10 protein-coding genes and 1 pseudogene are annotated in these 12711 nt (G+C 70.5%); 6 read left to right on the top strand and 5 right to left on the bottom strand.

Features of this window, described 5'->3' with window-relative positions:
* The first annotated feature begins 74 nt into the window (after window positions 1-74).
* Together AB0F77_RS09770 and AB0F77_RS09765 are read left to right on the top strand one after the other, a co-directional pair.
* Window positions 75-485 carry a VOC family protein gene (locus AB0F77_RS09770; protein WP_361944205.1) on the top strand — a complete coding sequence of 137 codons (411 nt, stop codon included), beginning with the start codon at window positions 75-77 and terminating at the stop codon, window positions 483-485.
* A 37-nt stretch (window positions 486-522) separates the two neighbouring features.
* Window positions 523-1266, top strand: a complete 744-nt coding sequence (locus tag AB0F77_RS09765; RefSeq protein WP_361944202.1) for a TetR family transcriptional regulator — start codon at window positions 523-525, stop codon at window positions 1264-1266.
* A 194-nt stretch (window positions 1267-1460) separates the two neighbouring features.
* Here the strand turns inward: AB0F77_RS09765 and AB0F77_RS09760 are convergent.
* Window positions 1461-3854: pseudogene (locus tag AB0F77_RS09760) on the bottom strand (MMPL family transporter); the annotation flags it as partial.
* Window positions 3855-4024: 170 nt separating this feature from the next.
* Here AB0F77_RS09760 and AB0F77_RS09755 point away from each other — a divergent pair.
* Together AB0F77_RS09755 and AB0F77_RS09750 are read left to right on the top strand one after the other, a co-directional pair.
* Window positions 4025-4714 carry a response regulator transcription factor gene (locus tag AB0F77_RS09755; RefSeq protein WP_361944199.1) on the top strand — a complete coding sequence of 230 codons (690 nt, stop codon included), beginning with the start codon at window positions 4025-4027 and terminating at the stop codon, window positions 4712-4714.
* Window positions 4711-6156, top strand: a complete 1446-nt coding sequence (locus AB0F77_RS09750) for a HAMP domain-containing sensor histidine kinase (protein WP_361944197.1) — start codon at window positions 4711-4713, stop codon at window positions 6154-6156. Before AB0F77_RS09755 ends, AB0F77_RS09750 begins: the two co-directional genes overlap by 4 nt.
* A gap of 358 nt (window positions 6157-6514) precedes the next feature.
* On the opposite strand, the gene AB0F77_RS09745 is transcribed toward AB0F77_RS09750, so the two are convergent.
* The 4 genes from AB0F77_RS09745 to AB0F77_RS09730 all read right to left on the bottom strand — a co-directional run bounded on the left by AB0F77_RS09745 (window position 6515) and on the right by AB0F77_RS09730 (window position 10230).
* Window positions 6515-6925 (bottom strand): ATP-binding protein, encoded by a 411-nt coding sequence (locus tag AB0F77_RS09745; protein ID WP_361944194.1) that lies wholly within the window; start codon window positions 6923-6925, stop codon window positions 6515-6517.
* A 64-nt stretch (window positions 6926-6989) separates the two neighbouring features.
* Entirely contained in the window at window positions 6990-8549 is a 1560-nt protein-coding gene (locus AB0F77_RS09740; protein WP_361944191.1) for an ABC transporter substrate-binding protein, read from the bottom strand.
* A gap of 209 nt (window positions 8550-8758) precedes the next feature.
* Complete coding sequence (locus AB0F77_RS09735) at window positions 8759-10081, bottom strand: metallophosphoesterase (protein WP_361944188.1); 1323 nt, start codon at window positions 10079-10081, stop codon at window positions 8759-8761.
* Window positions 10082-10104: 23 nt separating this feature from the next.
* Window positions 10105-10230: a hypothetical protein gene (locus tag AB0F77_RS09730; RefSeq protein WP_361944298.1), complete on the bottom strand. Its 126-nt coding sequence runs from the start codon at window positions 10228-10230 to the stop codon at window positions 10105-10107.
* Here AB0F77_RS09730 and AB0F77_RS09725 point away from each other — a divergent pair.
* Window positions 10229-12142, top strand: coding sequence for a recombinase family protein (locus tag AB0F77_RS09725; protein ID WP_361944185.1), 1914 nt, complete (start codon window positions 10229-10231; stop codon window positions 12140-12142). The two genes, AB0F77_RS09730 and AB0F77_RS09725, sit on opposite strands and share 2 nt — an antisense overlap.
* A 367-nt stretch (window positions 12143-12509) precedes the next feature.
* A complete protein-coding gene (locus AB0F77_RS09720; RefSeq protein ID WP_361944182.1) occupies window positions 12510-12647 on the top strand; it encodes a hypothetical protein in 138 nt (45 codons plus the stop codon).
* Window positions 12648-12711: the final 64 nt, after the last annotated feature.

The following is a 12711-nucleotide window of genomic DNA, read 5'->3' as shown; positions in this document are numbered from 1 at the left end:
GACCGTCTCGGCCGGGTGGGTGACCTCGCGGTCTGTCCGCTTGGTTTCGCGCGGGGCACACCTAATCTGACGACATGTCAGGCGAAGAGTCGTACGAGCTGCTCGGTTTTGACCATGTGCTGGTGCCCGTGGGGGAGCTCGCGGAGGCCGTGGAGTTCTATGAACGGGCCGGGTTCGCCGTGGGGTTCCGGCTCGACGAGGCCGGGATCGCGCTGCTGAAGGTCGGGGACGAGGCCCCCGGCATCCTGCTGCGCGTCGAGGAGGGGTTCGGGCACCGGCCGCCCGTGTGGCCCTCCCCGCGCGTCTGGCTTGAGGTGCCCGACGCCCGGGTCACCGCGCGCAGACTCGCCGAGGGCGGCGTCGGCCTGCTCGACGAGCCGTTCCCGACGGCCACCGGCTGGGTCGTGGAGATCACCGACCCCTGGGGCAACGTCACCGGCTTCACCGACTACGCCAAACGCCCGGAACTGGCCCGCCGACCGTGAACGGCGGCGCCGCGCGGGCGGTCGTTAGGCTCTTTCCGTGCCCGCGAAGAACGACCGTCCCGACGAGGCCGGCAGCCCCAGCAAGTCCGAGCAGACCCGTGCGCTGATCCTGGAGACCGCCATGCGGATGTTCCAGGAGCGTGGCTACGACAGGACGACGATGCGGGCCATCGCACAGGAGGCCGGGGTCTCGGTCGGCAACGCGTACTACTACTTCGCCGGCAAGGAGCACCTGATCCAGGGCTTCTACGACCGGATCGCCGCCGAGCACCAGGTGGCCGTCCGCGCGGTCCTGGACCGGGAGACGGACCTGGAGGCGCGGCTCGCGGGCGTGCTGCGGGCGTGGCTGGACGTGGCGCGGCCGTACCACGAGTTCGCGGTGCAGTTCTTCAAGAACGCCGCCGACCCGGACAGTCCCCTCAGCCCGTTCTCCCCGGAGAGCGAGCACGCGCGTGTGGCGGCGATCAGCGTCCACCGGGAGGTGCTCGCCGGGTCGAAGGCCAAGGTCCCGGAGGAACTGCGGGACGCCCTGCCCGAGTTGATGTGGCTCGCCCAGATGGGCCTGGTCCTGTACTGGATCTTCGACCGCACCGAGGGCCGCGAGCGGAGTTACCGGCTGGCCGAGCGGGGCGCCCGGCTGACGGCCCGCGGCGTCACCCTGGCCCGCTTCCGCGCCCTCCGCCCCCTCGTCCACGAGGTCCACGAACTCTTCACGGACTTCCTGCCGGGAATGACGAAGGTGCTGCCCGACCCGGCGGACAAGGGGCGGAGGGACGACTGACCCGACCGCCTAGGGCGTGTTTCGAAAGTCCCGCCTGGCCCGCGACGCCTGGCACGCACACTCGCTGCGTTGTCGGAACGCCCAAGTACATCCAGTACGAGGGCGATCCTCCGCCTTGCGACTGCACGCACCAGACGCCGCGGACCCCGCCCTCCGGGCGGACGGCGCCACTTTCGAAACACGCCCCAGCCGAACGCGTCCACCTCTCCCTCCGTCAGTTCCACGTCGTAGAGCAGTGGGCCGGAGGCGACCGTCACGTGTTGGGCCCGGGCGCCGTAGGTCGGTGCCGTCACCGCCAGCAGGTACGCTCCCGGGCCCGGTACCGACACGATGTAGGAGCCGTCCGCCAGGGTCGTCACGCGGTCCAGTTGGCGTCCGCCCTTGGACAGCACGGTCACCGCGGCGCCCGCCACCTGTCCGCCGTCGGACGTCCGGACGAAGCCGTGGACCACCGAGGCGGGGCCCTCGGACACCGGCTGCTCCGCGGGCTCCCCGGCCGGTTCCACCGCCAGGTGCGGCAGCCGCCGGTCCAGCCACTCCGGCAGCCACCAGTTGGACCTGCCCAGCAGGTGCATCGCCGCCGGCACCAGCGCCGTCCGCAGGACGAACGCGTCCAGCGCGACCGCCGCCGCCAGCCCGACGCCCGCCATCGCCGCGCCCGAGTCGCCGCTGAGCACGAACGCCAGGAACACACAGACCATGATCAGGGCCGCCGAGTTGATGACCCGGCCGGTCTCGGCGAGTCCGACCCGGACCGCCCGCGCGTTGTCCTTCGTGTGCACCCACTCCTCGTGCATCCGGCTGACGAGGAACACCTGGTAGTCCATGGAGAGCCCGAACAGCAGCGACAGCATGATGACCGGCAGGAAGGCGTTGATCGGGCCCTCCCGGCCGAGACCGAGCAGATCGAGGCCCCAGCCCCACTGGAAGACCGCCGTGAGCACGCCGAACGAGGCCGCCGCGGCGATCAGGTTCATCACGGCGGCCGTCAGCGGCACGACCAGCGAGCGGAAGGCCAGCAGGAGCAGCAGGAAGCCCAGGCCGATGATCGTCGCGACGAAGTACGGCAGCCGGTCGCCGGTGACCGACGCGAAGTCCTTCGAGACCGCCGTCACCCCGCCGACGTGCGCCTGCGCCCCCGCCCGCGGGATCACCCGGTCGCGCAGGGTGTCGATCAGCTCGTCGGTCTGCTTCGACTGCGGTGACGTGGTCGGCACCACCTGGACGACCGTCACCCCGTGCGCCGGGGGCAGCTCGGCGACCCGGGCCACCCCGGGCGTCGCCTCGATGCCCCGCACCAGCTCGGCCGTGTCCCCGCCGGACGCGACCACCTGGAGGGGACCGTTGAAGCCCGGCCCGAAGCCCTCCGCGAGGAGGTCGTACGCCTGGCGCGTGGTCGTGGACGCCTGGTCGTTGCCCTGGTCGGTCGCCCCGAGCCGCAGCGACAGCACCGGCAGGGCGAGCACGGCCATCACGGCCACGGCGAGCGCGGCGATCGTCCGGGGGCGCCGCTGCACCCCCGCCGACCAGCGGGCCGCGAGACCGCTCGACCCCTGCCGCTCGGGTCCCCGCTCCGCGAGGAGACGGCGCTGCCGGCGGCTGAGCACCCGGGGTCCGAGGAAGCCGAGCAGCGCGGGCAGCAGCGTGATCGCCGCGAGGACGCTCAGCACGACGGTGAGCGAGGTGCCGATGACCACACCGTCCAGGAAGCGCAGGTTCGTCACCAGCATGCCGGCGAGCGCGATGCACACCGTGCCGCCCGCGAACAGCACCGCGCGGCCCGAGGTGTTGAGGGCGGTGACCGCGGCCTCCTCCGGTTCGGCGCCGCGCATGATGCCGCGCCGGTGGCGGGTGACGATGAACAGGGCGTAGTCGATGCCGACACCGAGGCCGATCAGCGAGGCCAGCAGCGGCGCGAGGTCGGGGATGTCGGTGGAGTGGCTGAGCAGCTGGGTGGTGAACAGGCCCGTGCCGACGCCGAAGACGGCGACGCCGATGGGCAGCAGCATCGCGAAGAAGGAGCCGAAGGCCAGGAAGAGCACCACGGCCGCGGCGACGAGTCCGACCATCTCGGCGAGCCCGGTCGGCGGCTCCTGCACCCGCTGGATCGCCTGACCGCCCAACTCGACGCGGAGCCCGGCGCGTTCGGCGCCCTGTGCGGTGTCGACGACGTCCTGGACGAGCTCCTTGGGCACCGCGTTGGACCGCTCGGTGAAGGTGACCTGCGCGTACGCGATGCGCCCGTCCCGGCTGACCTGCCCCGCGCCCTGGGCGCCGTACGGTCCGGTGACCGCGCCGACGCCCTTCATCCGGGCGATCTCGTCGAGGGCGGGCTGCATCCGGGACCGTACGCCCGGATCGCGGACCGTGCCCGAGTCGACCTTCCACACCACGGTGTCCGTGTCGCCCGCGCTCTGCGGGAACGCCTTCTCCATGAGGTCGTAGGCGCGTTTGGAGTCGGTGTTCGGGAGGGAGAAGACGTTCGCGTAGTCCGTACCCGCCGTCGACGCCGACAGGCCGAGACCGAACAGCGCCCCCACCCACACCAAGAGGACCACCAGCCGGTGCCGGTAGCACCAGCGTGCCAATGCCGCCACGTTGAACGCTCCTTAACTGGATCGGATCGGTCGGTCCCCCAGGTCGTGGGCACCAGCATCGGCAGCGCCGCACGCGCGGGGACACGACCCGCCCATGACTCTCAAGGAACTCCAAAGGGGGAAGCCGCCCGGCCGTCGGCGGGCGCGCCGATACTGGGGGCATGACGACGGCTCCCGGAACCGTGCTGGTCGTGGAGGACGAACCGAGCATCGCGGACGTCCTCGCCATCGCCCTGCGCTACCACCGCTTCGAGGTGATGACCGCGGGCACCGTCCGCGAGGCCCTCGACCTGGCCGGACGCACCCGCCCCGACGTGGCCCTCCTGGACGTGATGCTCCCGGACGGCGACGGTCGCGCCCTCGGCCGCGAACTGCGCGCCCGCCGCGCCGACCTGGGGCTGGTCTTCCTGACGGCGCGGGACTCCCCCGGCGAGATCGTCGGCGCGCTCGGCTTCGGCGACGACTACATCACCAAGCCGTTCAACATCGACGAGGTCGTCGCCCGGATCGGCGCGGTGCTGCGCCGCACCCGGGCGGCCGACGTCATCCCCGAACGCCCGCCGCTGCGCTACGGCGACCTGGAGCTGGACGAGACGACGTACTCGGTGCGCCGGGCCGGCCGCACGGTCGAGCTGACCCCGACCGAGTACGCGCTGCTGCGCTTCCTGGTCCGCAACGGCGGCCGGATCGTGCCCAAGGAGCAACTCCTGCGGCACGTGTGGCAGTACGAGCACACACCGCCCGAGTCGACCGTCGTCGAGACGTACATCAGCTATCTGCGGCGCAAGCTCGACACCCTGGGCCCGCCAGTGATCACCACCCGGCGCGGGGTCGGGTACGGGCTGGCATGAAGCGGCGCCGGCACGGCATCCACTCCCTGCGCGGCGGACTGACGCTGACCAACGTCGTGCTGCTCGCCGTCGGCATCCTGGTCGCCACCGCGGTCAGTCTGATGGGGATGCGGCTCTATCTGCTCGCACAGGTGGACTCGGGGCTGCTCAAGAGCCGCCAGTCGCTGTACGACTCCCGGCTCACGGTGCGGCAGATCGACTCGCTGGCCGCCGTGGCACTGGTGCGGGACCGGTTCGTGCAGCCGCCCACCCGGGGCGAGGAGCCGCGGCCCGGCTCGGTGTTCGCGGTGGTGGACGGGCGGGGCAGGCCCCGGTCGGTCGCCGGGTTCGAACCGAGCGGGACCCAGCGGGCGCTGGTCGACGCGGCCGGTGACCCCGCCGCCCTCGCGCGCGCGTCGAAGCCGCGCGAGATCACCGTCCACCACGCCGCCTACCACGCGGTGGGCGTCGCCCTGTCCGACGGGAACTACGTCCTGCTCGCCACCTCGACCGAGGCGCTGCACCAGGGCATCGGCAAGGCGCTCAAGCTCGACTTCGCCGTGGGCACGCTGCTGCTGGCGCTGCTCGCCTGTCTGACGATGGTCAGCGTGCGGCGGTGGATGCGGCCGCTGGAGGACATGGTGGAGACGTCGTCGGCGATCGCCGAGGGGGACCTGACGCGGCGGGTGCCCTCCAGCCAGCATCCGACGCGGGAGGTGGAGCAGCTGCGGCTGGCCCTCAACTCGATGCTGCACCAGGTGGAGTCGGCGTACCGGACGCGTGAGCGCAGCGCGGCGCAGCTGCGGCGGTTCGTCGCCGACGCCTCGCACGAGCTGCGGACCCCGCTGTCGGCGATCCGCGGTTATCTCCAGCTGTACGACCAGGGGATGCTGCGCGAGCCGGGCGAGCGCAGGCGGGCCTGGGACCGGATGAACGGCGAGGTGGACCGGATGGGGCGGCTGGTCGACGAGCTGCTGCTGCTCGCCCGGCTCGACCAGCGGCCCGAACTGCGCTTCCGCAACGTCGACGTGAGCCGGCTGGTGCGGGACGCCGCGGACGACCTGCGGGTGCAGCAGCCGGACCGCCCGGTGACGGTGGCGGCCGACGGGGCGCTGCTGGTGCGGGCCGACGAGTCGGGGCTGCGACAGGTGCTGGGCAATCTGCTGGCCAACGTGCGGACGCACACCCCGGACGACGTGCCGGTGCGGCTGGGGGTGGAGCGTGCGGAGGGGGTCGTGCGGGTGTGTGTGGCGGACAAGGGTCCGGGGCTGGCGGAGGAGGACGCGGCCCGGATCTTCGACCGTTTCTTCCGCGCGGGCGGCGGTGCGGGCAGCGGCCTGGGCATGGCGATCGTCCACGGCCTGGTCAGGGCGCACGGCGGCGAGGTGACGGTACACACGTCCCCGGGCGAGGGCCTGTCGGTAACGATAACCCTCCCGACCCGGGAACCGACGCCGACGTAGAAGCACGCCCCCGACGGCCCGAGCGCGGGGCCCGAACGGACGCCGTCAGGAGGTCCGGGACCGAACGCAACAAGCCCCCAACCCTCTTGCCGAGTGGGCCGGTGCGGGGAACGGCCCCGGCGGCCCGGGGGCAGGCCCGGACAGACGCCCTCAGGAGGTCAGGGCCGAACGCAACAAGGCCCAGGCCCTCTTGCCGAGCGGCCCGCTGCAAGAACGACCCTGGCAGCCCGAGTGCCGGGCCCGGACAGACGCCGTCAAGAGGTCAGGGCCGGACGCAGCAAGGCCCAGGCCCTCTTGCCGAGTGGGCCGGTGCGGGGACGGCCCCGGCGGCCCGGGGGCGGGGAGTGGGCGGATGTCGTCAGGGGGGTGGGGGTGGGCGTAGGAGGGCCCAGACCGTCTTGCCCAGCGGGCCGCGGGGGCGGACGCCCCACGCGGTGGCGACGTGCTCCACGATGTGCAGGCCGCGGCCGGTCTCGTCCAGGAGGGCGACCGGGCGCGGGCGGGGTGCCGTGCGGTCGTCGTCGGAGACCTCGATCAGCAGGGAGCCGTCCCCGAGTCCGGTCACCACCACCTCGAACTCCCGCTCCATGAGCGGCCCGTGGCGTACCACGTTGGTGGCCAGCTCGGAGACGAGCAGCAGCGTGTCGTCCAGCGCCGGGTCACCGGGGCCGTGCCCCCACTCGGTCAGCCGGTCCCGGACCCGGCGCCGGGCGAGTCCGACCGACGCCGGATGCCGCGGCAGCCGGAAGGAGTCACGTCTTTGCTGCACCTCTGCTCCTCACCCCGCGCGCACCCCCGTTCCGCGGTGTCGCGCCGGGTGCGTGGGAGTCACCTCAGATCCAGTCCAGGCGCCACAGCCGGAACACGCCCGTACCGTCCGTCAGGTACTGGCCGCCGCCGACGTCCTCGCTGCTGACGACGTACTCCTTGGCCTGCCACAGCGGGATCAGCGGCACGTCCTCGGCCACGTCGGCCTGGACGTCGTGGAAGTCCTGTGCGGCCCGGCTGCGGTCGGCGTACCGCTGGCTGTTGAGGATGAGGTTGTCGATCAGCTTGTTGGAGTAGCCGGTGTTCATGGTGGAGTCGGTGCCGACCAGCGGGGCGCCGAAGGTGTCCGGGTCGGGGTAGTCGGCGACCCAGCCGACGGCGTACGCGTCGAGCTTGCCGTCCGCCCAGCGCTTCTGGAAGTCGGTCCACTCGTAGCCCACGACGTCGACCTTGAACAGTCCGCCGACCTCCAGCTGCTTCTTCAGCTCCGCGGCCTCCTCGGCACCGGCGCCGCGGCCCTTGCCGTAGCCGTAGGTGAAGTGCACCGGGAGCTGGACGCCGGCCTCGGTGAGGAGCTGCTTGGCCTTGTCGACGCTCTGCTTCGGGTAGTCGTCGAAGAACGACGTGGTGTGGCCGGTCAGTCCGGTCGGGATCAGCGAGTACAGCGGGTCGACCGTGCCGTCGTAGACCTGCGCGGCGAGCCGCTCGCGGTCGATCAGCCAGGCCATCGCTCGGCGCACCCGCACGTCGTGCAGCGGCGAACCGGACCGCGTGTTGAAGTACAGGTTGCGGGTCTCGGCGCTGTCGGACTCGGTGACACGCTGGCCGGGGTCGCTCGCGGACAGCCGGGACAGGACGCCCGGCGGCAGCGTGCGCGTGGCGACGTCGATCTGCTTGGCCTTCCAGGCGTTGTTGAGCTTGTTCGCGTCGCCGTAGTAGAGCAGGTCGATCGGGCGGCCGGTGCCGCTGACGGCGCCCTTGTAGCGGGCGTTGGGCGCGAGGTCGGCCCGCTTGTCCTTGGTGTACGAGGTGAGCGTGTACGGCCCGGTGCCGTCGACCCCGGTGCCGCTGCGCAGCGCGTTCGCCGGGTACTTGTCCCGGTCGACGATGGCGCCGGCGCCGGTGGCCACCTTGAACGGGAACGTGGCGTCGGGCGAGGACAGGTGGAAGGTGACGACGTCGGTGCTGTCGGCGCTGACCGAGCCGAGCGTGGACAGCAGGGACACCGGACCCACGTCCGAGTTGATCTTCTTGACGCGGTCGAAGGAGTACTTGACGTCCTCGGCGGTCATGGCCCGGCCGCTCGGGAAGTCGAGCCCGCTGCGCAGCTCGCACCGGTAGGTCTTCAGCCCCGTGCCCACGAATGCGCAGCTCTTGGCCGCGTCGGGCACCGGAGTGACGCCGTCCGGCTCGAAGGTCAGCAGCGACTGGAAGACGTTGCTGAACAGCGCCCAGGAGCCGGCGTCGTACGCGCCGGCCGGGTCGAGCGACGTGACGGCGTCCGTCGTACCGACCGAAATGGTTTTGCCCTTGTCCTCCTGCGACGGAAGCAGTTGCCAGCCGCCGACGCCCACGGCGCCCAGCACGAGCAGTGTCGCGAGAATCCGCATGCGAACAGATCGCATGGTGGTGCCCTCCCCAGGCCCTGACCAGGGCCGTACCCCTGAACCCAGCACAAACGTGTCACTCCCCTAGTGACGCGGCACACCTAATCACAGTGTTTGAGTCGGGGGGAAGGGCTATCTGGCGAGATGAGAGAGAACTTACCGTCGGGTTGATTTCCGCCTGGTTTCACAACGGGGGCACGGCGGGGGCACGAACGTGCGGATCGGGGTCAGGCGCGGGCGGACCTCAGCTCGATCACCGTGATGTCGGAGGGGGCCCAGACCCGGGTCGGCGGGCCCCAGGCACCGGCGCCCCGGCTGACGTACAACTGCGTGTCGCCGTACCGTTCCAGGCCCGCGACCGTGGGGTTCGCGGCCTCCGCGACCAGGTTGCCCGGCCAGAGCTGGCCGCCGTGGGTGTGGCCGGAGAGCTGGAGGTCGACGCCGTGCCGCACGGCGTCGTGGATCTGCACCGGCTGGTGGGCCAGCAGCACGCAGGCGCGGGCCCGGTCCCGGTCGCCGAGGGCGCGCCCGAAGTCCGGGCCGTGGCCCTCGCTCTCGCCCGCCACGTCGTTGACTCCGGCGAGGTCGAAGCCGGGCAGTTCGGTGCGGGCGTTCTCCAGCGGGTGCAGCCCGAGGCGGCGCACCTCCTCCACCCACTGCTCGGCGCCGGAGAAGTACTCGTGGTTGCCGGTGACGAAGAACGAGCCGTGCCGTGCGGACAGCCGGGACAGGGGGGCGGCGGCCGGGCCGAGGTCCTTGACGCTGCCGTCGACCAGGTCGCCCACGACGGCGATCAGGTCGGGCTGGGTGCCGTTGACGGTGTCGACGACCCGCTGCGCGAAGTCCCGGCCGAGGACGGGGCCGAGGTGGATGTCGCTGACGACGGCGATGCGGTAACCGTCGGCCGAGCGTGGGAGTTTGGCGAGCGGCACCGTGACGCGTTTCACACGCGGGCCGCGCAGCACGCCGTACGTGCCGTGTCCGACGGTCGCCACGGCGGCCGTCGCGGCGGCGCCGCCGACGACCCGGGAGACGAACAGGCGCCGGGAGGGCGCGGGCGCCAGGGGTGCCGTCCCCTCCCGCGCCGGTTCCGTCGGCGCCGCGTCGCTGCGGACCGGTGCGGCCGGGGCCGGTCGCGTCGGGGCCGGGGCGGGCGGTTCGGACTCCTGCGCGGTCGCCCCCGCCGGTACGGCGACCTCGGCCACGGCCGCTTCCGGCGCGGGAGGCGTCCGCCGCTCGACCAGCCTGCGCAGCAGGGGCCGTACGACCTCACCGGCGAGCACGGCGAGCAGCAGGTAGAGGGCGAGCGCCATCCACAGGAACCCCGGCCAGGCGAGGGTGCGTTGGAGCCAGAAGGGGGCGCCGGAGCGTTCGGCGACCAGCGCCGCGACCATCAGGACCGGACCGGCCACGAACACCGCGGTGCCGGCGCGGCGCGCGATTCCGGACTTCCGTGTCGTGTCGCGGACGAGCCGGCGCCAGACGTACCAGTGCAGGCCCGCCATGACGGCCACCACGACCAGGGCGACGAGCGCGAAGACGATGACCACCGTACGGATTCCCCACATCCCCGTTATGACGTCCGGCGCAGTGCGCGCAGACCACGCAACCCGATGCCCCCGATGACCGTCCCCCATACGAAGGAAACGACCGCCAGCAGCAGGTGCACCCAGAAGTACGCCGTTGATGATCCTGGCATGGCACCCTTCCTCTCCCCCGACGTCCCTGACACCCAGCTCGACGTGATTCGCGTCTTCCTGTACGCCCGTCAGTCATCGGCTCGAACGGACGGCTCCGAAGTCTCAACGAAGGCGCAGCTGGCGGCCGGCCGCGCCGTTGTCGAGTCCCGGAACATGCAGGGTGGCGTCCCCTGGGTCATCGTAGGTGAGTTCGTGGACGTGGGCCGGTCCGGGTGGGACCCCAACGTCGTCCGCGCCGACTTCGAACGCATGATGACCGGGGTTCGGGCCGGCGAAGCTGACGTTGTCGCGGTCAACGAGCTGTCTCGACTCACGCGCAAGGGAGCACACGACGCCCTTGACATTGACAAGGAATTCAAGAAGCACGGCGTCCGCTTCATGTCCGTACTCGAACCGTTCCTTGACACGTCCACCCCAATCGGGGTCGCCATCTTCGCCCTGATCGCTGCGCTTGCGAAACAGGACAGTGACCTGAAGGTGGAACGCCTCAAGGGTGCCAAAGACGGGATTGCCGCACTGGGCGGTGTGCACTCGTCAACCCCACCGTTCGGCATGAAGGCCGTACGAAAGAAGGTGGGGAAACTCGTTATCTCTGTGCTTGAGCCGGACGACGAAAATCCCGAACACGTCGAGATCGTTGAGCGCATGGTCAACATGGCGTTTGATGGAGTGTCAGACAACAAAATCGCGACGACGCTTGAGAAGGAGAAGATCCCCGCCCCTGGAATGGCCGAACGACGCGCCACAGAAAAGCGCCTCAAGTCCATTCAGCAACGCCGCCTCAACGGGGCCGAAAAGCCGGTCATGTGGCGTGCGCAAACGGTCCGATGGATTCTCAACCACCCCGCCATCGGAGGCTTCGCATACGAGCGTGTAAAGCACGGGAAGGCACACGTCAACATCATCAGACGCGACCCTTCCGGAAAGCCCCTCACCCCGCACACAGGCATTATCAGCGGCTCACGGTGGCTTGAACTACAGGAGAAGCGAAGCGGCAAGGTCAGCCCCGCCCGCAAACCCGGAGCCGAAGTGAAGCCAACCCTTCTGAGCGGGTGGCGATTCCTGGGATGCCGCGTATGTGGGGGCTCAATGGGGCAATCCCAGGGCGGACGCAAGCGCAATGGCGAACTAGCGGAAGGCGCCTACATGTGCTCCAACCCAAAGGGGCACGGCGGGCTGACCATCAAGCGCAGCGAGTTGGACGACTACGTTGCCCGACAAGTATGGGCGCGGCTCCACACGGCCGATATGGACGACAAGGACGACCGCGCATGGGTGGCAGCGGCAGCGGACAGGTTCGCGCGCCAACGCGACTTGGCCGGCGTGGCTGACGAGCGGCGCGAGACACAAGCGCACCTTGACAACGTCCGCCGGTCCATCACGGACCTGCAAGCGGACCGCAAAGCGGGGCTGTACCAGGGCAGGGACGAGCTTGCAACATGGCGTGCAACCGTCTTGCAGTACCGCACTTACGAGAGTGAGTGCGTAGCCCGCCTCGCGGAGCTTGACGAATCGATTAGCAGCAGCACCCGGGTACCGAACGAGTGGTTCAGCGGCACCGACCCACTAAGCGCTGAAAGCGTCTGGGCACAGTGGGACGTGTACGCACGCCGGGAGTTCCTTGCGTTCTTCCTTGACAGCGTCCTCGTGGGTGTGGGGCGCGACCCCGAAACGAAGAAGTACATTCCGATCAAGGAGCGGGTTGCACTGGAGTGGGCAACACTGCCCGAAGACGACGAGAGCGAAGCGACTGAGGCTGAGCTGCTCCCCGCACTTGATCTACGGGCCAATGAGATAGAAGACCGCGGTGACTACGAAGAGGCCGCGAAGCTCACTGCGGTGTTGGACTACGCCTGTGAGGTAGGGAAGCGGCCGGACGTCCCCAACTGGGTGAACCGAACCGACGTATAGCCCAAAGCCAAGCCCCGTCCGGATCACACACATGGGCGGGGCAAGGTCGCACCTACACGCTACGATCACGGTTCCTGCACGCTGCAAGCACATGGGGGGAACCATGCCGCGCAGCCTCGCGCTGACCGCACTCGCTGCCGCTTCCGTCGCCGTACTCACCGGGTGCGGAGGGGACACTGACAAGGCGGACGATAAACCGTCCACACCTGTACGCAGCTCTGCGCCGACCGCGTCTGCCGCACCTGCCATCCCGTCGCCCAACGCGGCCCAGACGCGCACGCTCATCACTGCACTCCGCGCCGTCGACCCTGGGCTTGTCGTGAACGAGGACAGGGCCGTACGCCGTTCGCAGTCAACCTGCCAGACCATGACAGCGGGAAGCTACACGGACGCGCAGGTGCACGACATGGCCAAGCTCCGGTTCGAGGGCGGCAACGTACCGTCGCTGACGGATGACCAGACGGACCAGATTGTGAGCGCCGTCAAGGAATCGTTCTGCGCGTAGCGACGGAGCCCCGTTCGGTCATCCGTGCGGGGCTTTTCCATGCCGTCTCTGCCGCCCCGGTCGT

It is taken from the genome of Streptomyces sp. NPDC026672 (assembly GCF_040638185.1).
Lineage (GTDB): Bacteria > Actinomycetota > Actinomycetes > Streptomycetales > Streptomycetaceae > Streptomyces.
The sequence above is the reverse complement of the archived record's forward strand: the minus strand, read 5'-3'. Positions and strand labels throughout refer to the sequence as shown.